Source organism: Bradyrhizobium sp. 35 (genome assembly GCF_023073215.1).
GTDB lineage: Bacteria > Pseudomonadota > Alphaproteobacteria > Rhizobiales > Xanthobacteraceae > Bradyrhizobium > Bradyrhizobium canariense_D.
This window is the reverse complement of sequence record NZ_JADPJC010000017.1, coordinates 154,813-180,263: the sequence shown is the minus strand read 5'-3', so window position 1 is coordinate 180,263 and position 25,451 is coordinate 154,813. Positions and strand designations below refer to the sequence as shown.

Sequence of the window (25,451 nt, the reverse complement as noted above, 5' to 3'; positions counted from 1 at the left end):
CGAGCGCGGGTCAGGCCGGATCAGCGGATCGGCGGGGCGTATTGGAGACCGCCCTTGTTCCAGAGATTGTTGAGACCCCGATTGATACCGAGCGGCGAGCCTGCGCCGACATTGCGGTCGAACACTTCGCCGTAATTGCCGACGGCCTTCACGATGCGCACCACCCAATCCTTGCTTATGCCGAGCTGTTCACCGAAATTGCCATCGGTACCCAGAACGCGCTTCAGTTCAGGATTTTCCCCTTTCGCCTTTTCGTCGACGTTTTTCGCGGTCACGCCGAGCTCTTCGGCGGTGATCATGGCAAACAGCGTCCATTTCACGATGTCGAACCATTGGTCGTCGCCGTGGCGCACCATCGGACCGAGCGGCTCCTTCGAGATGATTTCCGGGAGCACCATGTGATCGCCGGGATTGGCAAGCTTCAGGCGGTTGGCGTACAGGCCCGACTGGTCGGTGGTGAAGACGTCGCAGCGCCCGGCCTCGTAGGCCTTGACCGTTTCGTCGTTGGTGCCGAACGCGATCACCTCGTACTTCATGTTGTTGGCCTTGAAGTAGTCGGCGAGATTCTGCTCGGTCGTGGTGCCGGTCTGGACGCAGACCGACGCGCTGTTGAGCTCGAGCGCCGAGTTCACCTTGAGCGACTTCTTCACCATGAAGCCCTGCCCGTCATAATAGGTCACGCCGGTGAAGTTGGCGCCGAGCGAGGTGTCGCGCGAGATGGTCCAGGTGGTGTTGCGCGACAGCACGTCGACTTCGCCGGATTGCAGCGCCGTGAAACGGTCCTTGGCGGAGAGCGGCACGTATTTGACCTTGGTCGGATCGTTGAAGATCGCCCCGGCGATCGCGCGGCAGACGTCGACATCAAGCCCGGTCCAGTTGCCCTTGTCGTCCGGCGAGGAGAAGCCGGGCAGGCCCTGGCTGACACCGCAGGACAGCATGCCGCGGTCCTTGACGGTCTTGAGCGTTTGCGCATCGGCGGCTTGGGCAGTCAGGCCGGCGGCGAGAGCGAGAGAGAGAGCCAGGGTTACGCGTTTCATGGGCTTTGGGCCTTTCAAAGTCGTCTCAAGGTCAGGAACGTTGTCTTTGCGATCGCCTCTGCCAGGGCTAGCCGTCTCAAGACCAGCCCCGCAAGAGTCATGCTGGAAATCCTTGCCGATCACCCGCCGATCCCGGGAGGCCCTGCCTTAATCCCCGCCGACAGGCGCCCGCCGTTACGGCTGTGGCGCTTGGTCCGGTCAGGCGATGGATCGAAGGTCGCGGCAGGCCCCTCAACATGCGGCGACTGAATAGCACCTGCGATAACAGAACGACTGGCCTGCCGGGTCAAGGGGTTGACGGGACTCTTCTGTGTTCTGTTATTAACGACAGCGGCCTTTCGGCCAGCCCGCGGGCGCAGCGTGCCTGGTGGAAACGCGCTTTTGAAAGCAGACGCATGGATTCCTCACCCCCCTCCGAACAGCACGCCGAGACCCGGCTGGTCACCTCCGGCCGCGACACCAAGGCGCAGAAGGGGTTTGTCAATCCTCCGGTGTTCCACGGCTCGACCGTGCTCTATCCGACCGCCGAGGACCTGCACGCCCATCGCGGCGAGTTCACCTATGGCCGCCATGGTTCCCCCACCACCAAGGCGTTCCAGGAGACGCTGATGACGCTAGAGGGGCCGCAATGCGCCGGCGTCGGCATCGTGCCGTCGGGTTTGTCGGCGATCTCGACCACCCTGCTCTCGGTGCTGAAGGCCGGCGACCACATCCTGGTCTGCGATAACGTCTATCGGCCCTCGCGCAATTTCTGCAACGGCATGCTCACCCGCTACGGCGTCGAGACCACCTATTTCGATCCGATGATCGGCGCCGGCATCGACAAGCTGTTCAGGCCCAACACAAGCGCTGTGCTGGTCGAGGCGCCAGGCTCGCAGTCGTTCGAGATGCCAGACATCCGCGCCATCGCCGAGGTCGCGCATGCCCGCGGCGCGATCGTCATCGACGACAACACCTGGGCGACGCCGCTCTATCACCGCTCGCTCGAACAGGGCGTCGACATCAGCATGCAGGCCGCCACCAAATATATCGGCGGTCATTCCGACATCATGTTCGGCACCATCTCGGCCAATGCCAGGGCATGGCCGCAGATCGCCGAAGGCATCCGCCTGCTCGGCGTCTGTGCCGGTCCCGATGACGTCTTCCTGGCACTGCGCGGCCTGCGTACGCTGTCGGTGCGGCTGGCGCAGCATCATCGCTCCGGGCTCGACATGGCGCGCTGGCTTGCGAGCCGTCCCGAGGTCGCGCGCGTGCTGCATCCGGGGCTCGAGACCGATCCGGGTCATGCGATCTGGAAGCGCGACTTCACCGGCGCTTCGGGCCTGTTCAGCATCGTCTTGAAGCCGGCGCCGCAGAAGGCGGTCGACACCATGCTCGATACGCTCAAACTGTTCGGCATGGGCTTTTCCTGGGGCGGCTTCGAGAGCTTGGCGATTCCCTTCGATTGCGACGCCTATCGCACCGCCACGACATGGTCGCCGGGCGGCCCGACGCTGCGTCTGCATATCGGGCTCGAAAGCGTCGACGACCTCAAGGCCGACCTCGATCGCGGCTTCGCTGCCCTCAAGGCAGCAATGTGAGCCTGCTCACAAGGCATCACGCCGTGGGAACGTGCAGAAGCCGCAAACGTTAACGCCGACGCGCCAACGAATGGTTTGAACCTCAAGCATTTGGCGCTAGCCTCACCAATCGACTCCAATCCGGACACGGAGCATGGGAACGTTGGTACTGCTCGATCTGATGGGCGGCGTGGCGCTGTTGCTGTGGGGCCTGCACATGGTCCACAGCGGGATTCTGCGCGCCTTTGGCCCGGACTTGCGACGGCTCCTCGGCAAGGCGCTTGGTAACCGCTTCAACGCGTTCGCCGCCGGTCTCGGCCTTACTGCCCTGCTCCAGAGCAGCACCGCGACCGCGCTGCTCACGAGTTCGTTCGCAGCCGAGGGCTTGCTCAGCCTGGTCACCGCGCTCGCCATCATGCTCGGCGCCAATGTCGGCACGACGTTGATCGTGCAGGTGCTGTCGTTCAACATCGCCGCCGTCGCGCCGGTCCTGTTCGTGCTCGGACTGGTCGCCTTCCGCGTGGGTCCACGCTCACGGATCAAGGACGTTGGCCGTGTCTTGATCGGCCTCGGGCTGATGCTGCTGTCGCTGCACATCCTGCTCGACACGCTGGCGCCGGCCGAGAACGCGCCGGGCGTCCGCATCGTGATGTCCTCCATCACGGGCGATCCCGTTCTGTGCATCGTGATCGCGGCGCTCGTCACCTGGGCGGTGCATTCGAGCGTCGCCAGCGTGCTGCTGATCATGTCGCTCGCCTATTCGCAGTTCATCTCGCCTTACGCGGCGCTCGCACTGGTGCTTGGCGCCAATCTCGGCAGCGCCATCAATCCCGTATTCGAAGGCGCCAAGCGTGACGATCCCGCCAGTTATCGCCTGCCGGTGGGCAATCTCGTCAACCGCGTGATCGGGATCGCCTTGGTCCTGCCCTTCCTGGGCCCGATCGCCGAGCACATGCACGCCTGGCAGCCCGATCTCGCCAGGATGACGGCGGCGTTTCATATCGCCTTCAACGTCGGCACGGCCATCATCTTCATCGGCCTGCTCGATACCGTGTCGCGCCTGTTGACCCGGCTCCTGCCCGATCGTGTTCAGGAGGCCGATCCGGCCCGGCCGCGCTATCTCGACGAAACCGCGCTGGAGTCGCCGTCGCTGGCGCTGGCCGATGCCGGCCGCGAAACCCTGCGCATGGGCGATCTCGTCGAGATCATGCTGCGCAAGGTGATGGCGGCGATGATGAGCGGCGACCGTGCGCTGGTCGACCAGGTCTCGAAGATGGACAACATCGTCGACGGCCTCGACGAAGCCATCAAGCTCTACGTGACTAAACTCATGCGCGGCAGCCTCGACGAGAGCGAGGGCCGGCGCGCGATGGAGATCATCTCCTTCGCCATCAATCTGGAACATATCGGCGATATCATCGACAAGAGCCTGAGCGAGCTCGCGACCAAGAAGATCAAGCGTCGCTTCCAGTTCTCGCCCGAGGGCGCCGAGGAGCTCGCCGCCTTCCACAAGCGCACGATGGATTCGCTGCGCATCGCCTTCGGCGTCTTCATGTCGGGCGACGCCAACGAGGCGCGCAAGCTGCTGGTGGAGAAGACTGCGCTGCGCAATACCGAGCTTGCCGCCGTCGAGCGCCACCTCGACCGCCTGCGCGAGGGCCGCCCCGAGACAATCGAAACCACGTCGCTGCATCTCGACGTGCTGCGGGACCTGCGCCGCATCCACTCGCATATCTGCTCGGTCGCCTATCCCGTGCTCGACGCGGCCGGGGAGCCCCATCGCAGGCACGAAGCGGAGACCGCCGCCCTGCCCGCGCCGGGCGCGGCGTCCGCGTTGCCGCGCTAGCCTGGATCAGCGCTCCAGCGTCTTTGACGCGCGGCCGCGGTTCTTCACAATCAACATGATGTTACGGATATAGATGATGGTCGCGAGCGCCTGGCCGAGGATGATGACAGGCTCGCGCTTGACGACGCCATAGACCAGCGTCATCAGCCCGCCGCCCATCGAGCAGAACCAGAACGCCATCGGCACCACGCTGTTGCCGGCGCGCTCGCTCGCGATCCACTGCACCAGGAAGCGTGCCGTGAAGAACAGCTGCGCGACGAGGCCGAACGCGAGCCAGAAGTCGAACTTGGCCACGAAGACATCGTAGAAATAATTGCTCAGCGCCTGACCGTATTGGATGATCATGCCGTCACCTCAGTCACATCCGGCGTCGGCTTCTTGCGGCGGATCAGCCACCAGACGCCCACGAGATCCATGATCCCGATCCACAGCCGGTCGAAGAAACCGTAGTTTGACACGCCGGAGCGGCGCGGACGGTCGATCACGTCGACATAGGCGATCTCGTAACCCTCGCGGCGCACCAGCGCCGGCAGGAAGCGGTGCAGCCCGTCGAAATAGGGCATCATCAGGAACACCTCGCGCCGGAACGCCTTCAGGCCGCAGCCGGTGTCGCGCGTACCGTCCTTCAGGATCGCGTTGCGGACGCCGTTGGCGACACGTGACTGGAATTTCTTGAAGCCGGTATCCTTGCGGCCGACGCGTTGTCCAGCCGCAAGTCCGACCTTGCTTCCGTTCTCGACAGCCGAAATCAGGTCCGGCAGGAAGGCCGGATTGTTCTGGCCGTCGCCGTCGAGCGTCGCCACGATCGCGCCGCGTGCCGCACGCACCCCGCTGCGCACGGCCGCGGATTGGCCGCCTGATCTGGCATGGCGCAGCTGGCGCAGATTGTCCCGCTGCTTCATGACCGCGCCAAGCCGTTCGCCGGTCGCGTCCGTCGAACCGTCATTGACGTAGATGATCTCATAGGCCCAGCGGCCGTCGAGCGCCGCGCCGATCTCCTCGATCAGCGGCACGATGTTGTCGGCTTCGTTGCGCACGGGAACGACGATGGAAACCGAGGGCTGGAAAACCGAAGGCTGGGACGACAAATCGAAGCTCGTGGTTGGAATTGGCTTGGCTCGGGAACCGGCGGTCCCAGCAGGCAGCCGCTTTTATGGGGCGGATGCCCCGTGGGCAACCCTTTTGAGGCGGCCTGAGACTGCCCCCGCAAGAGGCACAATGGTCCCGTCGGCACGGATGGCAAAGCCGAGCCTGCGGGCCGCGAACCAGTAGCGCACCGCCATCGCGCCGACCATGCCGACCAGGGCGCCGGCCACCACGTCACTCGGGTGGTGCGCAAGCAGCACCAGTCGCGTCAGCAGGATCACGATCGCGTAAGTGAACATGAACACGCGCAGGCGCGGCCACAGCGCCGAGACCGCAAACGCCAGGGCGAACGCCGTCACTGCATGCCCCGACGGCAAGCTGGCATAGGCCCCGGTCCCCTCGAACGGGATGAAGTTGAAGGGATTGGCCTTGCCGCCGACAAACGGACGTCCGCGGCCGATGAGATATTTCAGGATCTCGGCGACGAATATCGGCACGGCAACAGACAGAAACACGAACTGCAGCCGCGTGCCGAGGCCGAGCAGCAATGCGCGGCTTGTGCCGTGCAATCCCGCCGCAACCAGCACCAGCACCACCAGCACACCCCCGAGCACCGAGAGCACATACTCGTCCTTGCCGAAATCGGTGAGGATGCGGATCGGCCACAGGCCTGGCGTGCCACGCGGCGGCATCAGCTGGATCTCGGTCAGGTCGAACACGACCATCAGCGCGATGACCAGGGCTGCACCTGCAGCACTCAGCCAAAGCGAATGCCGCGCCAGCTTTCGCGCGGCCTCGGCGCGGCGCGAATGCGAGGGCGTGCGCACGAGCTGTGCCAGGGCGCGCCCCGAGAGCGTGAGCAATTGTGCGGGATAGCTCGCGCGCGGCGAGATGTCGGTTGGTGCCGACATCCTACTCGGTGCCTTCCGAGCGGAAGATCGAGATCGAGATCGCGCGCCCTTGCGAGAAATTGTAGCCGTCGATGCGGGTGCCAACCTTGTAGCGCAGCCCGATCGCCTCGGCGCGCTGCACGAAGCCGCGCTCCGAACGCTGCTCGATCAGCGCGAAACGGCAGCTCCCCTGCCGCAGGAAATCCGCCGCACCCGAACCGTCGGTGAGCAGCGTCTGCGTACCCGTCAGAAAGACCAGGCTCGGCTCGTGATAGCCGGCCGCGGCCGCCTTCGGGCCCACGCAGGTGACGTTGCGAAGGGCGCGTGCGATCTCGATGCTCGGAAACAGCGGCGTCAGCGACGGCAGCACGATGCCGTAGACCGTTAGCGCGAGCATCAGGGCTGCGACCAGCGCGTTGAGCAGCGAGCGCTCGGCGTGATTGTTGTCGTGAAGCCACCAGGCGAACAGGCCAAAGATCAGCGAGGCCGCGATGAACGGCCATGCCACGAAAGCAGGCTGCCGCGTCAGCATCACCGCGCCGACGACCGCGATGATCGAGCCGCCCACGGGGATTGCGAACCACCATGCCGAGCCGCGCATCAGCCAGGACCACGACAGCACCCGCCGCTCGAGCGCGCCCGCGGTGAGGATCGCGATCGCAGGATACAGCGGCAGCACGTAATGGGGCAGCTTGGTCAGCACCACCTCGAACACGATCCAGGACGGGACCAGCCAGGCCAGCAGGAATTGCGCGCCGGGCTCGCGCCGCGCGCGCCAGACCGCGGGCGCGGCCATCGCCGCGAGCGGCGCGCCGGGCCAGAACGTGATCCAGAACAGCACCAGATACAGTCCGGGCGGCGCGCCGTGGGATTCCTGCGCGCCCAACTTGCTCAACATGTCGCCGCCGACGGAATCGGCGAAGAAGGCATCGCCCGCGCGCCAGAAGATCGCGACGAACCAGGGCAGCACCAGCACCAGCATCCACATCAGGCCCCAGAGCGGGCGCAGCTTCCACAGCCAGGAGGCATCGCGGTCCTGGATCGCGAGCGCGATGATGGTCAGGCCTGCGAACATCAGGATCAGCGGGCCCTTGATCAGGATGCCGACAGCGAGAGCCGTCCAGAAGATCGCGGGCCAGCTCCAGGGCGGATGGGTCTCGTCCTCGGCGCGCTGCCACGACAGATACGCCCGTGCCATCGCGCCCATCGCGGCGACCACGCAGAACAGCAGCATGGCGTCGGTCTTCGCAAGCCGCGCCTCGACGCCGAGCAGCACGGAGGCGCACATCAGAAGTGCTGCAAGCACCGCGGCGCGCCGCGTGACGAAGCCGAGCGCCGTCCAATAGGTCATGAGCACGGCGCCTATCGCGCCGATCAGCGAGGGAAGCCGATAGACCCAGATGCGCAATTCGGCCCGCGGCAGACCGAGCGCCGATGCCGTCTCGACCGCGGCCGATTGCAGCCAGTAGATGCCGACGGGCTTCTTGTAGCGGACGTCTTCCTGGAAGCGGATGTCGACATAATCGCCGCTCTCGACCATCTGCTTGGTGGCCTGCGCAAAGCGCGCCTCGTCGCGATCAACCGGCGGAATCGTAAAGAAGCCCGGCAGGAATAGCAGCAGCGCGCACAGCAGCAGGAAGGCGACCGCGCGGACGTGGCTGGCCGTGGCGATGTCGAACATGGACACGAGCCGGCTGCCCGGATTCACCGGGGATTTCGGCTCGCGGGGAGCTCCAAAACGGGGTGTTGGATAGGTCTCGGCCATCGGTTCCGCTTACGCTGAAACCGCCATCGCCACAACCGCTTGAGGCAGGGTCACTGAATTCGAATGACAACTGTGTCCGCGGCGCCCGCGGCATCGATGACGGTCAGCCGCGCAAAGCCCGGACCGGGCGGATCGATCAGCCGCTGGCGCCGTCCGTCGATCTCGCCCTGCGCCGTTCCGTTAACCATGACGGTCATGGGCAGAACGCCGCCGGCGACCTTGACCGGCATGGCTGCGCCGCCCTCGCCACCTGAGCGATCGACGTCGATCCGCGAGCCGTTCAGCGGAAACTGGATGTGCAGGGCCTGCTCGCCCCCGGTCCGCACCAGATCCCCGACCGGGCGGAACCGCCTCAAGGGCAATGGCAGCTTGGCGTTGCTGGCCACGAGAGTTCCTTTCGGCGGCTTCGGCAACGGCAGGAGCGTCTTGCCGGTGCGGGCGAAGGCGTCGAACAGGATCGGCGCGGCGGCAACCCGACCGATCAGGCCCGGAACCGGCGCGCCATCGGGCCGGCCAACCCAGACCCCGATGGTCATGCGCCCGTCGAAGCCCATCGACCAGGCATCGCGGTAGCCGTAGGAGGTGCCGGTCTTGAAAGCGATGCGGTTATGAGCCGCGTTCTCCGGCGGCGGGGTACCGAGCAGCACATTGCCCACTTGCCAGGCCGCGACCTGATCGAGCAGCCGCAGCGGCTCGCGCTCGTCCCCGTCGCTCATGATCTCGCGCAGCGGCTTGGTGGTGCCGAGCCGGGCGAAGCCCGCATAGAGCTGGGCGAGGTCCTGCAGCGTCACGCCGACGCCGCCAAGGCCCATGGCAAGTCCCGGCGCCTCGTCTTTGGGCAGAACCAGATTGCCACCGGCCTGACGCAGCCGCGAGGCCAGCCGGCTCGCGCCGACGCGGTCGAGCAGCACGATCGCGGGCACGTTTAACGACAGCTGCAGCGCCTTCTTCACCGGCACCGTGCCCTGAAACGTCATGTCGAAATTTTCCGGCGCGTAGGAGCCGAAGCGCACGGGCCGATCGTCGATCAGACTGTCCGGATGAACAAAACCGTCCTCGAAGGCCAGCCCGTAGATGAAGGGTTTCAGCGTCGAGCCCGGCGAGCGGATGGCGCGGGTCATGTCGACCTGCCCTGCCCGGCGCTCGTCGAAATAATCGGCCGAGCCGACGCGCGCGAGCACGTCGCCGCTCTCATTGTCGACGACGATGATGCCGACCGAGATGTTCGGCCCCAACGCAATGGCACGATCGCGCGCTAGCGGCTCCAGCACCTTCTGGAGGGTGGCATCGAGCGTCAGCTTGATGACTGGCGCGTCCTTGACCGTCGCAAGCGCCGCATCGGAGGCGTGCGGCGCCAGGATCGGCATCGGCTTGCGCAGTTTCGGCACAGGAACGGCTTTCGCCTGCTTCGCATCGTCGAGGCTGATCTGTTGCTCCTCGACCATGCGGTCGAGCACGCGGTCACGCGCTTTGCGCGCCGCATCGGGATAGCGATCGAGCCTGCGGGTCTCCGGCGATTGAGGCAGCGCGACCAGCAACGCGGCTTCAGCCAGCGACAACCGCTTCGGCTCCTTGCCGAGATAGGCGATCGAGGCAGCGCGAATGCCCTCGAGATTGCCGCCGTAAGGCGCGAGCGCCAGATAGAGGTCGAGGATCTGCTCCTTGCTCAAGCTGCGCTCGATCTCGATCGCACGCACGATCTGCCGCAGCTTTGCATGGAGCGAGCGCTGCCGCCGAGGCTCCATCAGCCGCGCGAGCTGCATCGAGATGGTCGAGCCGCCCGAGACGATGTGGCCGCGCGTCGCAAGCTGAAACGCAGCGCGCCCCAGCGCCACCGGGTCGATGCCGTCATGTGCGTAAAAGCGCTGGTCCTCGTAGGCGAGCAGCAGCTTCAGATAGGTCGGATCGACGTTCGTTTTTGTCTCGACCGGCAGTCGCCAGCGTCCATCCGCCATCGCATAGGCGCGCAGCAGCTTGCCATTCCGATCGACGATGGTGGTGGAAACCTGGCGGGCGTCGTCGAAAGGCAGCGGACCGAGGGAGTAAACCCATGCGACGACGCCGACGATGGTGAGGATGAGCGAGAATGCCAGCGCGGAGAGGACACGCGGGCCCCTGCCCCTTGCTCCGTCATGGCCGGGCTTGTCCCGGCCATCCACGTTCTTGCCTCTCGCACCAAAGTCCGTGGATGCCCGGGACAAGCCCGGGCATGACGGCGGAGCATGTGGCTCCTTGTCGCTCATCCCATCACCACTCACTTCGCCGCCCGCACCTCGACCGTGCCGGTCCCGGTACGGCCGTAGCGCGAGGGATTGTACATGTCCTCGACATAGGCCTGCGGCAGCACGTATTTGCCGGGTGAGACCACACGCACGACGTAGGCCACCGTGAAGACCGCCTTGGAATCCGAGGCCCGATCGACGGCAGCCGTGAAACGATCGTCGCGGAACTCGGTATCTTCGGGCTCTTCGCCATCCTCGATCCAGCCCAGCGTGCCGCTGTCGCCCGACGACACCAGTTTTGGATTGTCGATTTCCAGGCCGGCCGGCAGATAGTCGGACACCATGATGTGGCCGTATTCGGGCTTGGCCTCGGTGATCTTCAGCACCACGGCGAAGCGGTCGTTCTGCTTGACCTTGCTGATATCGGCGGGCTTGCCGTCGAGCGTGAAGAAACTGCGCTCGATCTTGAAGCCGTTCGATGCCGCGGGCTCAGGCGTCACCGGCGACCCCGACACCGAGACCACCGCCTGCACCGGCGCGTCTCCGGTGTTGGTGATCTTCAGCGGCTTGCCTTCCAGAGTGGCGGCCTTGTAGCTGCGGTACAGCGCGGTCTTGACCGGCTGGCCGTCCACCTCCATCGACAGGTTCTCCTTGGCGAGCGCGCGCGCCGCCAGCACCAGCCACGCATTTTCCTGCGTGGAGGTGTAGGGCGTCAGCCCGCGCGCAGTCTCGACCCGCGACACCGCCTGCGTCAGCGTTGCCTTCGGCGCGTTGCCTTCACTGGCAAGCGACACCAGCGCTGCGGCATCGCGGAGCTGCGAGCCGTAGTCGGTGCGGCCGAACTCCAGCACCGGCTTTGGGGCGAGACTGTCGAGGGCTGCGCCATAGACCCGCTCCGCGCGGTTGCGGTCACCGACCAGCGCGAGCGCCGCGGCGAGCTGCGATTTCGCGATGGGAGTGGCGAGGTTGCTCAGCTTGGTGTCGGCGAGATAGCGGAGGTCGCCGATCGGCGCCGCGCCGTTGCGCGCCAGCACATAGAGGCCGTAGGCGAGATCGCGGCCGCCGTCCTTCTCCGGCTCGTTGCCGTTGACGACCGAGTTGCGGATGCGGTCGAGCGCGGTCTTGAACAGCACATCCGGCACCACAAAGCCCTTTTCGCGGGCGCGAGTCAGGAAGTCCGTCACATACGCGTCCAGCCAGGAATCGTCACCGCCTGCCGACCACAGCCCGAACGAGCCGTTCGAGCCCTGGCGGGCCAGCAGCCGCTCGATGGCGTCGCGGATGCGCTGGTCGACCTCGGTGTCCATGGCCAGGTGCGCACCGGCCGCGAGCTCGTTGACATAGAGCAACGGCATGGCGCGGCTGGTGATCTGCTCCGAGCAGCCATAGGGATAGCGGTCAAGTGCTTTGAGGATCGTCGCCGCATCGAGCGCAGTGGACAGGCTGGCCGAGACCGAGACGCTACCGGTGCCCGGCACGAGATCGGCGAACATATCCGAGGTCAACGTCAGGCTCTCACCCTTCGCCAGCGTCCGGATCGAGCGCCGCGCCAGCACTTGCGTCGCCGCCTTGACGTCGAGCGCATAATGGCGCGCCAGCGCCAGGCCATTCGGCCCCTTGATGTCGACGTCGAGTGTCGCCTGCCCCGCCGCCGTCGCGTCGATGGCGAGCGTGAACGAATTCCGCTGCTTGGCGGCAAGCTTGACCGTCGTCGCGGGATTGCCGGTCATTCTCACTGGCCCGCCGGTCTTCACGTTGATGACGTAATCGCCGGCCTGCCCCTCGACATTGTCGATCTCGAGATTGACCGTGCCGTGGTCGCCGTTGAGCAGGAAGCGCGGCAAGGTCGTGGTCAGCACGACAGGGTCGCGGATCACCACGTCCGTGTTGGCGCGACCGAGCTTGGTCGCGGTCCACGCCACCGCCATCACGCGCGCGGTGCCGGCGAACTCCGGAACGTCGAAGCTCACTTCGGCCGTGCCGTCGGCGGCAACGGTGACGATGCCCGAATAGAGCGCGAGCGGCTTTTGCGCGGGCGGCGAGCCCTGGAGCTCGGCGGCACCGGCGTCGCCGCCGGACTTGATCTGCCCGCGCGTGCCCGACATGCCGTCGATGAGTTGCCCATAGAGATCGCGGATCTCCGCGCTCAGGCGGCGCTGGCCGAGATAATAGTCGTCTGGCGCCGGCGGCTTGTAATTAGTGAGGTTGAGGATGCCGACGTCGACCGCGGCGATCACGATCTTGGCGTCCTCGCCCGGATTGAGCCCGTCGAGCTTGACGGGGATCTTCAGCAGCCCATTCGGCCGGATCAGAGCCGGCGGCGTCAGCTTCACCTGCAATGTACGGGTCTGCTTGTCGATACCGAACCATTTGAGTCCGATCGCCCGGCCCGGCATGCGTTGCGCGGCCGCATCGAGCGGACGGCGCAGCGTTGCTACAACATAGGCGCCGGTGCCCCAGTCCTTGCCGACCGGGAGCTTCACCTGGGCGGTGCCTTCCTTGACGTCGATGGTCTGCGTCGTCAGCAGGCGATCGCCGAGCACGTTGACCGTCAGTTTGCCGGCGCTGCGGACGTTGACCGACACGGTCATCGTGTCGCCCGAGGCGTATTGCGGCTTGTCGATCGAGGTCTCCAGGAGGTCCGGCGTGTCGGCGCTGCCGTCGGAATACCAGCCGACGTCGAACTGTACCGAGGTCACGGGCCCGTCGGCGTCGTTCGACTTCACGTCCAACCGGTAGCGGCCGGGCTGTGGGGTCAGCGAAATCCGCGATGGCTTGTCCGCGGCAACTGTCACGTCGCCGTCGGAGACGCGCGAGGTCGATTTGACCGGCTCGTACTCCCAGTAATTGCTCTGGCGATACCATTGGTAGCGCGACTCCATCTTCAGGAGCTCGTAGCGCAGGCCGTCGCGGCGAAGCCTCTCACCCTCGGGCGAGACGAACACAACATCGAACTCGGCCTTGTCGCCCTCGGCGACGTTCTTGTCGCCGAATAGCGGCTTGATGCCGATCATCGCGGCAGCAGGCGCGACCGGCAGCACGATCTTGCGCTCGACGGCGCGGCCGCCGGTCTCGACCACGCGGACGAAGATCTGCGCCTCCTGCGGCCGCGTCGAGGCCGGCTGCTTGTCGAGCGTGACCGGGAAGGTCGCAACGCCGTTGGCGTCGGCTTCCGGCAGGTTCTCCAGCGGCGTGCGCTCGTTCGAGGTGGTCTCCTCGTCGGCGACGCCGAACTGGTAACCGGCGAAGCCCGGCCGCTCGGACGCGGGCGCGACCAGCATGTCGCCTTCGAGCGCTAGCCCCGAGGCCGGCGCGCCATAGAGGAAATGACCGTCCGCCTTAAGCTCCACTGGAGCGTTAGCTTTGATCAGCTTGTCCTTGGCAGACAAGTCGAATTCGATCCGATCGGGGACGTAGTCCTCGACCATGAAAGTGGTCTCGCCGACCGAAGAGCCCTTCGGATCGGTGAAGGCGCGCACCCGCCAGGTCCCGGTCGGGACGGCCGAGTTGAGCGGCACCGACAAGGTGCGCCCGCCCGCGCCCTGGTCGGACAGAACGGCGCGGCGGAATTCGACGCCATCAGGACGCTCGATCACCAGGGTCATCGGCCCGCCGGTGACGGCGTTGCCCTGCCCGTCGCGCAACAGCGCGGTGAGATAGACGGTCTCGCTGGAGCGGTAGACGCCGCGCTCGGCATAGACGAAAGCGTCGGCGCCCGCAGGCACGGCCCTGCCCGAAACGCCGCGGTCCGACAGGTCGAAGGCGGAGGACTTGAGGCTGAGGAAGGCATAGTCGGCCTTCTCGCCGGTCACGGTGAGCATCGCCGGCGACAGGCCGCCCTCGCCGCGCGCAAGCCCCGCCTCGAACAGCACATGGCCGCTCTCATCGGTCTTGCGGGTGGCCAGGATCTCGTTGTTGCGCGCGACCAGCCGCACCTCGGCTTTGCCGACCGGATCGGTCGAGGCCAGCGAATTCACGAAGACATGGATGCCGTCATTGCCGGAATAGGCCGTGACGCCGAGATCGGAGACGATGAACCATTGGGTGGCGAGCTGATAGTCGTCGTCCGAGCCCGGCCCCTTGGCCGCGGCCGTCATCACATAGACGCCGGGCTGGAGTTCACCAAGCGCCTGGTCGACCGGGAATGCCGTGGTGACGTCCTGGTTGAGCGTCATCGCGGTGGCAAGCTCGCCGGTCCAGACTTTCACGCCGCGCTCGCCGCCGAGATCGCTGAGCTGGTATTTCGACAGGGTCTTCTGGAAATCGCTGTCGACCACCGTGTTGATCAAATTGCGGTCGCCGATCCGGAACACGTTGATGTTGACGGCTGGCGTGTTGACGCTGACGACGGGAATGCCGCGCTGGCCCGTCCTCGGCAGCACATAGGCGCGGCTGGTGAAGCGCACGAAGGGCTTGCGGTCGCGCACATAGACGTTGAACTCGGCCGATTTCGGAAGGCCTTCCTTCACGGTGGACGGCAGGCCGGCGCGCAGATTGATGTTGTAGCGCTCGCCATGCTTCAGCCCGTCGACGCAGAGCTGCTTGCCCTCGGCCGACAGCGCCGGCTTGTCCTGGCCCGCCAGCGCGAGGTACGGCGCGAAATCGGTGCGTTTTGCCAGCTCCTCCGAGAACTGGAAGCAGGCGCGCGGACTGGCGGAGTCCGAGTCCACGGTGTAGTCGAGCAGCCGAAAACCGTGCTCGTCGCGCATCTTCTCATATTGGCCACGGACGTCGGCGACCTCGCGCATCTCCAGCGACAGCCGCAGTGCATCGAGCGCCGGCCGCCACAGCTTGCGTTCGGACAGCGACTTGCCGAGCACCGCGAGCGCGTCGGCCTCCTCGCCCGCATTGCCGGCGCGCTGGTAGGCGATGTAGGCGGCAGTCGAGGCGCGCTCCAGCAGGAACGTCTGCTCGCTCGAGCTCTTCGGCGATATCTGGAAGATGACCTTTGCCAGCCGCAGCCAGTTGCCTGCGTCCTCCGGCGTGGTCGCCGCGATCTGGCCGAGCACCGACAGGCCGGTGCGATAGTCGTTGCGCCGGAAGGCAGCATCGGCGTCGGTGCGCAAGCTCGCGCCGGTCTTGGCGACCGGCCCCGCCTCGCCCTTGATCTGCGCCTCCAGCTTGATCGCGGAATCGGCGAGGTCGTCCCGCTTGAAGGCTTTGTCGGCGGCCTGCGCGACGCTAAGGCCGAACGCCAGCGTGGCGCAGAGTGTGACGGCGCGAACAAGACCGATCATGGATGGACTCCCGGAAATCGCGGACGAACGCCGCTTGTCGCATGAAATGCGCGGAAAGGTGACGGACTCAAGGCGATGGAACCAAAGGTGCAAACCGTCGCATTCGCCATGACAAGGCACGCCCAGAGGAGACCGATCAAGCTACCGCCGCGCACGCCGTCCTGATGGCGCAGCAATATCCGACCAGTCGTCCGGCGGCCGTGTCCCGGAAGCTGATCAGCGTTCCCGGCGATGTGATCCATCGTCCAGTCTGCTGCCGCTCAACCCGGCACCCTGACACCCCACCGTTCCGCTTTGTCGCGGCTTCGACGAAAACGGTTCGGTTCAGGCTTGGCGAAAGACGATATTTTTCATAATGGCATAGTAGATGAACAGCGGCCCCCAACCAGGGCGGCTCAAGACGGTCCCGTAGCTCAACTGGATAGAGCATCAGATTTCTACTCTGAGGGTTGCAGGTTCGATTCCTGCCGGGATCGCCAATTTCGGTCTCATCCGTTCATCGTGAGCCCGATCTACGGCGCCCACCTGCAGAATCCGTCCTTCACGAACGCGTGGGCCGCCTCGCTCCGGGCTTTGATTCAGGCAAACGAGCCCTATCTATCCGCCGGGCGACGCGCGACCAATAGGGACTTCGATGCCACTATCCGACTTGACGAGAATGGCTATCGCATCTGCGGTGGCGGTTGTGGCAATATCGTTCCTGGCAGTTGACGCGGGCGTCGTGAACTCCGGTGTGATCACAAAGCCCATCGCGACGGCGCAGGCTTCCATCGCGGACGCTGCGGCGAGTCAGCATCAACTTGCCTTTGCCGTTCAGGCATGGACGCGTCGCGGCCACCCGAAGCCTACCCTCGAAGAATGCCTGGCGATCGATTGAAACAGCGCAGTCGCCGCTCTCGTCTCGCGGATGTATGCGCAACGTAATAATCATGTTTGTTATAGGCCGTTATTCCCCCGGATGAAGATCGTCCAAATCCAGCCGAACAGTGCGCTCAAGGCGGCGACCGATGCGGCGATTGCCGCGGTCCGAGTCCACCAGATCTGCCGCTCGTGCCGTTCGATATCCGCCTCGGATTTTTGATTATCTTTCCAGTTCAGCCATTCCTGGGCGAACCCGATCGTCATGACGGGCGCGGTTCCGATCGCGATCGCTCCTGCGGATGCCGCGTCGGTCTGGGCTAGGCGCGCTCGGACGTTGGCTGCACCCGTCTTTTCAAGCACCGCAAGCCATTGCCGGGACTGTTCGTCTGAAACATGCCACGTGCATTCCCTGTAAGGAAACGCTTTCGGTCGCTCTGTCATGGCCTTGCACCGCACTCACCCTTCAGTGTCGCCTTGATGTCGCGCCCACCACCCGGCAATCGCCGCTGCTAGATCCTTCCACAACTCAGTCGGCAAATCCGGCACCGCCACCCGGACGCTGTACCGATCCGTCGTCGCGTCGTGAAACCACTCGGTCGCCGCGAAATCGAAACCAAAACTGCCGGCGTGGCGAATGGGGAAGCCTTTGCCGCTCAGGTCGCGGCTCATGTCCTCGGCGGCCTGCCGCGCGGTCGCCTCATCGAGGGCGCGCCTGCCGCGAAGCGTGACATAGAGGCCGTGGGTGAAATGCAGCTCGGCCGAGAGCGAAGCGAGCTCGGCGGCGAAATATCGCGCCGCGTGGCGACCGTTGCGCAGAATCGCAGCGACGCGCCTTCTCGTCAGGGCCCAATAGGCCACAGAGCCCACGAATGGCGGGAAGTGCGCCGGCAACGCCGCGCCACCGAGAAGCCGGACGGCATTGCGGGTTTCCGCCGCCAGGCTTTCGGACAGCAGCTGGCCCGCCTTGAGGTCCTTCCGGCTCCAATGCACGAACACGGCAGAGCCGAGCCGGCCGTATTCCACCCCGAGCGAATCCAGCTTGTTATGGCTTCGCACCAACACGACTGCAATGTCCCATCGCGCGGCCCATCTCAGGACGCGCCGGATGCGCCCCGATCTGCCAGCGAAACATGTCGTGTCGAAAATCAAGAGATCGAGCCCCGAACCGTCGCAACGCAGAGCCGCTTCGAACGCCCCGGCAGGGGCGCATGAATCGAGCAGGAGAAAGCGTGGCAAGGCTGCCGCAGCGAACGCTTCGCCCAGCGGGAGGCTGGCGGTGACAAGCCGCAAATGGGGGACGAGGCTCTCGATCAGCTCCAGTGTCTCGCCGTAAGTGCCCGGCAGCACCACGACGTCTGCCTTGCCGATGATCCGTGCGGACGCGAGCAGCAGCGCGGAGATCGCGGCCATGCCGGAGGCGGTATAGATCGCCTCGCTCCTGCAGCCCCGCTCGAGTTCATAGAACGAGGGACCACTCACCTTGAGGTCCGCGCGCTGATAGTCGTAGCTGAACACGAACGGACCGCTGCTGGGAGACGCCGCATGCGACCAGGCCGTCTCCGTCGCTCTCCAGTCCTGCAGCGCATGTTCCGCGCGTAGTGCGGCGGCGAGCTGAAACTTGGAGACCACAACCTCGTCGACCGATTGCGGCCGAGCCAAATGCAGCGGGCTCCTCAGGCAATCGTTCAGCAGCCCGATTTCCCTGTGCTTTCGATCGAGATAGGCCTCGGAGGTCTCCATGCGGATCTTGATGAGCGTCTTGATGCGGATCTTGGCAATTGCGACTGCCATTCAACGTTCGGCGAGCGCATTGGCTCCAACAGCCGGGCCCGCCTATCCTTGCAACGAAGACCGGTCCTCGCCGTTGACACGGCACAAGGAGAACATCATGAGCGAGATCAGAGAGCACATGAAGATCGTCGGCAAGGACGGCGCACATGTCGGCACCGTCGACCGCGTCGAGGGCAACCGTATCAAGCTGACGCGGAAGGACAACCCGGAAGGTCACAAGGACCATCATCATTACATCGACACGAAATATGTCGGTGCCGTCGAAGGCGATGTCGTCAAGCTTTCGGTCAATGCCGACGCGGTGCCGAAGTCGGAAGCTGCCTGACACAGTGCAGCCCGTCGGGGACTTTTTGTTTGTTCACGGTCCTGCTCCGCTTCGTTCCCCGAAACGAATCGCGATCGGAAAATCGTCGTCCGAACGAGTCTTAACGGAGCGTTTCGGCGGCTCGCGTCAGGCGTCGAGTGTCACGAGCATAGGCGCCGATGGCGGCGTTCTCGCGCGAAAAAATTGAAGGGGGCGCGGAACGAACTTGCGATCGGCGCGTTCGAAATCCAGTGGTGCCGATTTGCCAGCCCCGATCGGCTCTCGAGAACCCCGTGCTTGTCCCCCCCGAGCACGGGGTTTTTCTGTGAATACCAGTTCTCTCGTAACAGAGAGAGCTCAGTCCGTCCGCTCTTCGCGCCGGTCGCGGGCGAGTTGATGCCAGGCCAGGGCCAGCTCGATGAGACGTTGCCGGTCAGGACCTTCGGCCGCCACGGCGCGCTTCATCGCCGTCTCGGCTTCATGCTGTGGATCGTACTTGGTACACATGAAGCCAATTCTAGCCGGACGATCTGGACAAGCGCGTGGCAATTTCGTCCGTATGATTGCGGGGTAATGCCGTCCTCGCGGATTTGCGACGCAATCCAATTCACGCATCTGTCGAACGACCCGCCCCGATTGGGGGCTTGATGCGTACCGATCTGTGAAGTGCGTCACAGCCGGCGCACGGCGCCTCCGCTAAACAGTCCTCAGCGCTCCCAGAGAGCGAGAAGGCGGGAGATATTCCCGTCATGACGCAAGAAGCCGCAGCCGAAATTCCCGTCCCGACGCGAGGCGAAAGATCCGACCCGCTCGGCATCGCTTATCTTGCGACCATCGGCATCGTGATGCTGGCCTGGATCGCAGGCCTGGTCTGGGCCGCGATCGCGTTCTTCAGCTGGCTAGTGTCCTGACGCGCGGGGCGATCCCCTTGAATCAATTCCCGGCCAGCTGAGGGCCAGCGCCAAAACGAAAAGAGGCGGCTTTTCGCCGCCTCTTCGCTTCAGCCCTCGCCTGGCGTGCTCAGTAACAAGCCCGTGGATCAGCCTGCACGTACTGGCCGCTCGGATAGCGGTAGTAGCAGTTGCCTTGGGCCAGATAGTAGCCGGGGCGCGAAGCAGCCGTCGCGCCGGCGATCGCGCCGGTGGCACCGCCGATCACAGCGCCTGCGGCCGCACCCGAGGCGTTGCCCGAGATCAGGCCGCCCAGCACGCCGCCGACGATAGCGCCGCCAAGCGCGCTCGCGCCGGGATCGGCCGGTGGCGGCGGCGGCGGCGGTTCGTAGGCGACGGGCGGAGCATAGGCCACGGGGACGTCGTCGTAATAATCCTCCGAGATATAGGCCGGAGGCCCGTCCATCCGCTGCGGATAATAATACCGCGCGCCGCCCACATCCCACCACCAGCCAGAGCGGCCGTTGTGGACTTCGTGGCGCCAGCGTCCGCCATCCCAGGCGAGATGGCCGCGATAGGTGTGTCCGCCCCAGTCGCGCGCCGGTGCGGGACCCCTGGCGTAATTGCGTCCGGGCGGCGGACCGCCGGCATTGCGAGGGCCAGGACCTGGACTCGCGAGAGCAGGATTTGGACCCGGACCAGCATGACCAAGACCGCCGGCGTAGGGCTGGACGCCGGCCTGTGGCGCCGGCCGGGCAGCCTGCTGCGGCGGCGGCCCCTTTCGCATGTTCTGCGGCGGCGCGCCGGCGCCTGGCCCGGCCGATGGCTGGGCGGCGTCTCTCGGCGGTCTGGCGTCCTGAGCCTGCGCCGGGACGGCGAGCAATGACATCGCCGAAACCAAGGGAATGATGATCTTGATGCGACTGGACACACTCATGCGTGCTTGCCCCCTACTCTTTCGATTGCCGTCAACCGCCGTGATGCCTGGCGCGATAGACGATTCGGCTCGCGCTGAGCTGATGCCGGCTGACATGACTGACCTGCTTTGGTCGGCTAAGTCCCGTTACAAATGATTAAGATCACGACATTTTTTCGTCCGCGCGGGTCGCTCTGGCATGCCTCTAGTGGGCCGGCTCGATCACATTGCAGTTGCTTCGCCCGGACATCAGGCAGTCCTGCATCTTGCTCGCGGAGGTGAGATCGCGGGCGAGCCACCAGCCGACGCCGAGGATCAGGATCGCGATGATCAAGCCAGCGATGGCGCCGCGGCGGTTGTCACCGGATTGAGGTTTTGGAGTGGATTTCGGCTTCGCGCCCGGTTCGGGCTTAGCTTCGGAGTTGGCTTCGGAACTGGCTTCGGGCTTGGACATGGCTGACCGATCACGGGGGCGAGCGGGCTTTATCACCTCTGCGGCGTGGCGTCACATCCCGTCCGGCTTCTCCCGGTTAGCCTCGGGTCGGCCGGATCGCTTCCTTGCGGGAGGTTTCGGCCGCCGGGATCGCCTGCTGGACGCGCGGAGCGCAGGTCGTAAGCACAAACGCGTTCTGGGTGCATTCCCAATCCGTGCCCAGGACGGCACTTTCGATTGGTTGCGGACGGGCGAGCAGCAGCGCGGCAGTGGCCAAGGCTGCCACCACAACGGCGATTGCGAGCGCCTTCAGGCTCAGTCGTGAGATCGTCATACCCGTGCTCCGCGTCTCATACCCGGGCGGACGCTAGGCACCGCCCTGGTGCCCCCTTATGAGGGACATCACAATTCGGCAGTTTTTCGGGGCTACGAGAGATCGTCGGGGGCGGCGATTTTCGTCTACCTGATCGGCTGCGATTATAGGTGGCATCACGGCGCGCGCCGATGTACACGCATCTGCGTCGCGCGGCGCCCGCTATGCCCAGCCGACGTACCAACAGGCAGTGATGTAGGATCGAAAGCGAGGATGACAAGGTTCGCCGATGAGTGGATTTAGGGAACCAGGCTTCTCCGACCGGCAAAAGGCGGCACAGGAAGCACGCAAGAACCTTTTGAACAAATTCAAGTCGCAGCCGGGGCCGGATGATCCCGCGGTTGTGGCGAAGCGTGCGGAGCGCGAGGCCCTTGCGGCCAAGCGCGCCGAAGCAAAGGCTGCGCGCGACACGGAAAAGGCCGAGCAGAAGCGCCTTCAAGAAGAAGCTGCCGCGCTCGAGGCCGCGCGGATCGCCCGCGAGGCCGAAGAAGCCGTCGCGAAGGCGGCCGAAGCCGAGGCCGAGCAAAAAGCCAAGCGGGACGCCCGCTACGCCGCCCGCAAGGCGAAGCGCAAGTAACGTTTGCAAGTCTAACGCGCGCAAGTCACGTTCAATTGAATTTGGACTGAAACAAATGCTCTGGGGGCGGTCTACGTGACCGCCCCCGGATTTTTGGCGCGCGTCTGCCTGTCGCAAGCGCCTCCTCGACGTTGGAAGATCAGTGCTTCTTCATCATCCCGTCGTCTTTCTTCATCCCGTCCTTCGACATCGTGTCCTTCTTCATGCCGTCGTCCTTGGACATGGTGTCCTTCTTCATGCCGTCCTTGGACATCGTGTCCTTTTTCATCATGCCGTCATCCTTGCCCATCTTGTCCTGGGCAAAGGCGGCAGGCGACAGCGCGAGGCCGAGCGAGAGAACGGCCGCCGAAACGCCGAGCGCGATGCGGGTACGAATGGTCATGACTGGTCTTCCCTTCGAGATGGATGTTGGTCAGCGACGGACGCCGCTATCTGATCTCGACGGATTGCCACGGGGCGTTGTTACGCGGCCGCCGATAAATTTCCGCGAGCCCATCCTTGGTTCTGCGGATGTAGGAGATCGGGAGTGTGCAATGCAGCATCACCGACGCTTGCCGCGGCATTCGGTCTCGAACTATCAGACTAGAGAACATTGTCTGAAAGACCGGCTAGGATGGGCCTCAGCGCGGTCTCCAAGACCGGCCGAAAATCACGGCAAAGCAAACAAGAACCTTCCAAGAACCGTCCAAGGGAATCACGCCATGTTCACGCGCCGCCACCTGATCGCGACCGCCGTCGCCGCACCCGCCATTCTCCGTTTCAGCACCGGCACCGCGCATGCCGCGACCACGCTGAAGATCTCGCATCAATTCCCGGGCGGCACCGTCGACAAGGGCGATTTCCGCGACCGGCTCTGTCGCGTGTTCGCCGCCGAAGTCAGCAAGCGCAGCAACGGCGACATCGCCGCCGAGATCTATCCGAACTCCTCGCTGATCAAGACCAACGCGCAGTTCTCCGCGATGCGCAAGGGCGCGCTCGACATCAGCCTCTATCCGATGCCCTATGCCGGCGGCGAATTGCCGGAAACCAATATCGGCCTGATGCCGGGCCTCGTCACCACCTACGACCAGGGCATGCGCTGGAAGAAGGAGCCGGTCGGCAAGGCCTTGACCGACTTCCTCGCCGACAAGGGCATCATCCTGCTCAGCTGGGTGTGGCAGGCCGGCGGCGTCGCCAGCCGCTCCAAGCCGATCGTGGCCCCCGAAGATGCCAAGGGTCTCAAGGTGCGCGGCGGCTCGCGCGAGATGGACATGGTGCTGCAGACTGCCGGCGCATCCGTGCTGTCGGTGCCCTCGAACGAAATCTACGCAGCGATGCAGACGGGGGCGTGTGATGCCGGCATCACCTCCTCGACCAGCCTGATCTCGTTCCGGCTTGAGGAGGTCGCGAAATCGCTGACCTCGGGCGCAGGCGCGTCCTATTGGTTCATGCTCGAGCCGCTGATGATGTCGAAGGCGATCTTCGACAAGCTGCCGAAGAACCAGCAGGACGTCCTGCTCGCGGTCGGCACCGAGCTCGAAGCCTTCGGCCGCAAGGGCGCGCAGGACGACGATGTCGAGGTCGCCAAGGTCTACGAGAAGGCCGGCGCCAAGGTCTCGGCGCTCGATGCCGCGACCGTCGGCAAGTGGCGTGACATCGCCCGCGACACCGCATGGAAGGACTACGGCGCCAAGACCGCGACATCTGCCAACCTGCTCAAGCTCGCGACCGACGTCGCCGCATGAGCCACGGTCCGCTTCCGGATCGTGACGGCCAGGTAAACGCTGCCGCAAGGACCGGCCTTGCGGCAGCGATCGATCGCGGTCTCGCCATCCTCAACAACATCATCGTCGTGTTCGCCGCGATTGCGCTGATCGCCGCCTGCGCCATCCTGAGCTACAGCGTGCTCAGCCGCGCCTTGTTCAAGGCTGCCAATTACTGGCAGGACGAGGCCGCGGTGTTCCTGCTGGTCGGCGCGACCTTCATGACGGCCGCCTACGTGCAGCAGAACCGCGGTCACATCGGCATCGAGGCCTTCGTCGGCCTGCTCTCACCACTGGCGAACCGGATCAGGCTCTGGCTGGTCGATGCCGTGACGCTTCTGTTCTGCGCTTTCTTCGCCTGGAAGTCCTGGACACTGGCGCATGAAGCCTATGTCGATGGCCAGGTCTCGAACTCGATGTGGTCGCCGCCGCTGGCCATCCCCTATTCGCTAATGGCGTTCGGCATGAGTCTGCTCTGCGTCCAGATCCTCGTGCAGCTTGCGCTGCCTTTCGCTGGAGCCAGGCGTTCATGAGCGTTTTCGGTATCGGCCTGGCCTACGGGATCGCGACGCTTGTCGTGATGTTTTCGGGCATGCCGATCGCGTTCGCGCTCGGCGCGGTCGCAGTCGTGTTCATGGGCATCTACATGCCCGCCGCCTCTCTCGACACGGTGACGCAGAATGTCTACGAGGAAATGGCCTCGATCACGCTGCTGTCGATCCCGCTCTTCATCCTGAAGGGCGCCGCGATCGGCAAGTCGCGCGCCGGCCAGGATCTCTACTCGGCCCTGCACGCTTGGCTGCACCGCGTCCCCGGCGGGCTCGGCGTCGCCAATGTGTTCGCCTGCGCGCTGTTTGCGGCGATGGCGGGCTCCTCGCCCGCGACCTGCTCGGCAATCGGCTCGGCCGGCATCCCCGAGATGCGCAAGCGCGGCTATTCCGGCGGCTTTGCCGCGGGGATCATCGCCGCCGGCGGCACGCTCGGCATTCTGTTGCCGCCGTCGATCACCATGATCCTGTTTGCGGTCGCCGCCGAAAAATCGCTAGGACGGCTGTTCCTCGCCGGTATCGGGCCCGGCCTGCTGCTGGTCTCGCTGTTCGGCGTTTACGCCGTGATTCGCTTCCGCCAGGAATACGCCGCGGCCGAAGCGATCTACAAGAACGGCGGCCCGGAAGCTGCGATCCTCGCCCGCGACGAGTACACGCTCGCGGAACGCTTCAGCGTACTGCCGCGCGTGATCCCGTTCGTGCTGCTGCTCACCGGCGTCATGATCGCCCTCTATGGCGGTTACGCCACGCCATCAGAGACTGCCGGCCTCGGCGGCCTCTTGGCGCTGGCATTGATCGCGGCGATCTACAGCGTGTGGCGGCCGAGCGACCTTGCCCCGATCCTGAAATCGACGATCCGGGAATCGACCATGCTGATGATGATCATCGGCATGTCGCTGCTCTATTCCTACGTGATGAGCTATCTGCACATCTCGCAATCGGCCGCCGAATCCGTCGTCGCGATGCATTTGCCCCGCTGGGGCCTCTTGTTCGCGATCCTCGTCATGGTCGTCGTGCTCGGTTTCTTCCTGCCGCCGGTCTCGATTATTCTCATGACCGCGCCAATCATCCTGCCGCCGCTCCGCGCCGCCAATTTCGACATCATCTGGTTCGGCGTCGTCATGACCATCGTGATGGAGATGGGACTGATCCATCCACCCGTCGGCCTCAACATCTTCGTCATCCGCAACGTCGCGCCGGATATTCCCCTGCGCGAGGTGATCTGGGGCACGCTGCCGTTCGTGCTTTTGATGATGCTCGCGGTGCTGCTGCTCTGCTTCGTGCCGGGCATCTCGACCGCACTGCCGGACCTGGTGATGGGGCCGGACGGGAGCAGGTAGCTGCGTCCACCATCATTGCTTCGCTGCGCTCGCA

The 25,451-nt window shown here is 65.0% G+C and carries 23 protein-coding genes and 1 tRNA gene; 10 read left to right on the top strand and 14 right to left on the bottom strand.

The window, feature by feature from the left end; all coding sequences use genetic code 11:
• Positions 1–20: 20 nt before the first annotated feature.
• Positions 21–1,037 (bottom strand): amino acid ABC transporter substrate-binding protein, encoded by a 1,017-nt coding sequence (locus tag IVB36_RS03250; RefSeq protein WP_018457788.1) that lies wholly within the window; start codon positions 1,035–1,037, stop codon positions 21–23.
• 395 nt (positions 1,038–1,432) lie between these two features.
• Between IVB36_RS03250 and metC the strand changes: the two genes are divergently transcribed.
• Together metC and IVB36_RS03240 are read left to right on the top strand one after the other, a co-directional pair.
• The gene (gene metC / locus IVB36_RS03245; RefSeq protein ID WP_018457787.1) at positions 1,433–2,617 is read left to right on the top strand and encodes a cystathionine beta-lyase; all 1,185 of its coding nucleotides are present in this window, start codon (positions 1,433–1,435) and stop codon (positions 2,615–2,617) included.
• A gap of 133 nt (positions 2,618–2,750) precedes the next feature.
• Positions 2,751–4,442, top strand: coding sequence for a Na/Pi cotransporter family protein (locus tag IVB36_RS03240; RefSeq protein ID WP_018457786.1), 1,692 nt, complete (start codon positions 2,751–2,753; stop codon positions 4,440–4,442).
• A gap of 6 nt (positions 4,443–4,448) precedes the next feature.
• Here the strand turns inward: IVB36_RS03240 and IVB36_RS03235 are convergent, their stop codons facing one another.
• The 6 genes from IVB36_RS03235 to IVB36_RS03210 all read right to left on the bottom strand — a co-directional run bounded on the left by IVB36_RS03235 (position 4,449) and on the right by IVB36_RS03210 (position 15,642).
• The gene (locus IVB36_RS03235) at positions 4,449–4,787 is read right to left on the bottom strand and encodes a lipid-A-disaccharide synthase N-terminal domain-containing protein (RefSeq protein WP_007591223.1); all 339 of its coding nucleotides are present in this window, start codon (positions 4,785–4,787) and stop codon (positions 4,449–4,451) included.
• Positions 4,784–5,530, bottom strand: coding sequence for a glycosyltransferase family 2 protein (locus IVB36_RS03230; protein WP_018457785.1), 747 nt, complete (start codon positions 5,528–5,530; stop codon positions 4,784–4,786). The genes IVB36_RS03235 and IVB36_RS03230 overlap by 4 nt, the downstream gene beginning before the upstream one ends.
• Positions 5,531–5,593: 63 nt before the next feature.
• Positions 5,594–6,439, bottom strand: coding sequence for a phosphatase PAP2 family protein (locus tag IVB36_RS03225; RefSeq protein ID WP_085385250.1), 846 nt, complete (start codon positions 6,437–6,439; stop codon positions 5,594–5,596).
• A 1-nt stretch (position 6,440) separates the two neighbouring features.
• Positions 6,441–8,183: a glycosyltransferase family 39 protein gene (locus IVB36_RS03220; protein ID WP_026233442.1), complete on the bottom strand. Its 1,743-nt coding sequence runs from the start codon at positions 8,181–8,183 to the stop codon at positions 6,441–6,443.
• Positions 8,184–8,233: 50 nt separating this feature from the next.
• Entirely contained in the window at positions 8,234–10,342 is a 2,109-nt protein-coding gene (gene pbpC / locus IVB36_RS03215) for a penicillin-binding protein 1C (RefSeq protein WP_247390590.1), read from the bottom strand.
• Between the two features lie 95 nt (positions 10,343–10,437).
• Positions 10,438–15,642: an alpha-2-macroglobulin gene (locus IVB36_RS03210; protein WP_204511157.1), complete on the bottom strand. Its 5,205-nt coding sequence runs from the start codon at positions 15,640–15,642 to the stop codon at positions 10,438–10,440.
• Positions 15,643–16,044: 402 nt separating this feature from the next.
• On the opposite strand from IVB36_RS03210, the gene IVB36_RS03205 reads away from it, so the two are divergent.
• Together IVB36_RS03205 and IVB36_RS03200 are read left to right on the top strand one after the other, a co-directional pair.
• A tRNA-Arg gene (locus IVB36_RS03205) sits at positions 16,045–16,121 on the top strand.
• A gap of 155 nt (positions 16,122–16,276) precedes the next feature.
• Positions 16,277–16,519: a hypothetical protein gene (locus IVB36_RS03200; RefSeq protein WP_346731035.1), complete on the top strand. Its 243-nt coding sequence runs from the start codon at positions 16,277–16,279 to the stop codon at positions 16,517–16,519.
• Between the two features lie 59 nt (positions 16,520–16,578).
• Here IVB36_RS03200 and IVB36_RS03195 read toward each other — a convergent pair whose 3' ends face one another.
• Together IVB36_RS03195 and IVB36_RS03190 are read right to left on the bottom strand one after the other, a co-directional pair.
• Positions 16,579–16,944 (bottom strand): hypothetical protein, encoded by a 366-nt coding sequence (locus IVB36_RS03195; RefSeq protein WP_204511151.1) that lies wholly within the window; start codon positions 16,942–16,944, stop codon positions 16,579–16,581.
• Between the two features lie 15 nt (positions 16,945–16,959).
• Positions 16,960–18,243, bottom strand: a complete 1,284-nt coding sequence (locus IVB36_RS03190; protein ID WP_204513933.1) for a hypothetical protein — start codon at positions 18,241–18,243, stop codon at positions 16,960–16,962.
• 148 nt (positions 18,244–18,391) lie between these two features.
• On the opposite strand from IVB36_RS03190, the gene IVB36_RS03185 reads away from it, so the two are divergent.
• Complete coding sequence (locus tag IVB36_RS03185) at positions 18,392–18,619, top strand: DUF2171 domain-containing protein (RefSeq protein ID WP_018457777.1); 228 nt, start codon at positions 18,392–18,394, stop codon at positions 18,617–18,619.
• Between the two features lie 336 nt (positions 18,620–18,955).
• On the opposite strand, the gene IVB36_RS03180 is transcribed toward IVB36_RS03185, so the two are convergent.
• The gene (locus tag IVB36_RS03180; RefSeq protein WP_018457776.1) at positions 18,956–19,105 is read right to left on the bottom strand and encodes a hypothetical protein; all 150 of its coding nucleotides are present in this window, start codon (positions 19,103–19,105) and stop codon (positions 18,956–18,958) included.
• A gap of 242 nt (positions 19,106–19,347) precedes the next feature.
• Between IVB36_RS03180 and IVB36_RS03175 the strand changes: the two genes are divergently transcribed.
• Positions 19,348–19,509, top strand: coding sequence for a hypothetical protein (locus IVB36_RS03175; protein ID WP_085349841.1), 162 nt, complete (start codon positions 19,348–19,350; stop codon positions 19,507–19,509).
• Between the two features lie 109 nt (positions 19,510–19,618).
• Here the strand turns inward: IVB36_RS03175 and IVB36_RS03170 are convergent, their stop codons facing one another.
• From IVB36_RS03170 to IVB36_RS03160, 3 genes are all read right to left on the bottom strand, one after another.
• Positions 19,619–20,425: a hypothetical protein gene (locus IVB36_RS03170; protein ID WP_085385254.1), complete on the bottom strand. Its 807-nt coding sequence runs from the start codon at positions 20,423–20,425 to the stop codon at positions 19,619–19,621.
• A 184-nt stretch (positions 20,426–20,609) separates the two neighbouring features.
• Positions 20,610–20,858 (bottom strand): hypothetical protein, encoded by a 249-nt coding sequence (locus IVB36_RS03165; protein ID WP_085385255.1) that lies wholly within the window; start codon positions 20,856–20,858, stop codon positions 20,610–20,612.
• Between the two features lie 76 nt (positions 20,859–20,934).
• Complete coding sequence (locus IVB36_RS03160; protein WP_247390586.1) at positions 20,935–21,171, bottom strand: hypothetical protein; 237 nt, start codon at positions 21,169–21,171, stop codon at positions 20,935–20,937.
• A 268-nt stretch (positions 21,172–21,439) separates the two neighbouring features.
• Here IVB36_RS03160 and IVB36_RS03155 point away from each other — a divergent pair, with 268 nt between their 5' ends.
• Positions 21,440–21,787, top strand: coding sequence for a DUF6481 family protein (locus tag IVB36_RS03155; protein ID WP_018457771.1), 348 nt, complete (start codon positions 21,440–21,442; stop codon positions 21,785–21,787).
• 139 nt (positions 21,788–21,926) lie between these two features.
• On the opposite strand, the gene IVB36_RS03150 is transcribed toward IVB36_RS03155, so the two are convergent.
• The gene (locus IVB36_RS03150) at positions 21,927–22,169 is read right to left on the bottom strand and encodes a pentapeptide MXKDX repeat protein (protein ID WP_007591301.1); all 243 of its coding nucleotides are present in this window, start codon (positions 22,167–22,169) and stop codon (positions 21,927–21,929) included.
• Positions 22,170–22,488: 319 nt separating this feature from the next.
• On the opposite strand from IVB36_RS03150, the gene dctP reads away from it, so the two are divergent.
• Genes dctP through IVB36_RS03135 form a run of 3 tightly spaced genes read left to right on the top strand, consistent with a single transcriptional unit; the run spans position 22,489 to position 25,417 of the window.
• Positions 22,489–23,511: a TRAP transporter substrate-binding protein DctP gene (gene dctP, locus IVB36_RS03145; RefSeq protein WP_085349845.1), complete on the top strand. Its 1,023-nt coding sequence runs from the start codon at positions 22,489–22,491 to the stop codon at positions 23,509–23,511.
• Complete coding sequence (locus tag IVB36_RS03140) at positions 23,508–24,062, top strand: TRAP transporter small permease (protein WP_247296812.1); 555 nt, start codon at positions 23,508–23,510, stop codon at positions 24,060–24,062. The genes dctP and IVB36_RS03140 overlap by 4 nt, the downstream gene beginning before the upstream one ends.
• Positions 24,059–25,417: a TRAP transporter large permease gene (locus IVB36_RS03135; RefSeq protein ID WP_007591317.1), complete on the top strand. Its 1,359-nt coding sequence runs from the start codon at positions 24,059–24,061 to the stop codon at positions 25,415–25,417. The genes IVB36_RS03140 and IVB36_RS03135 overlap by 4 nt, the downstream gene beginning before the upstream one ends.
• Positions 25,418–25,451 lie beyond the last annotated feature (34 nt).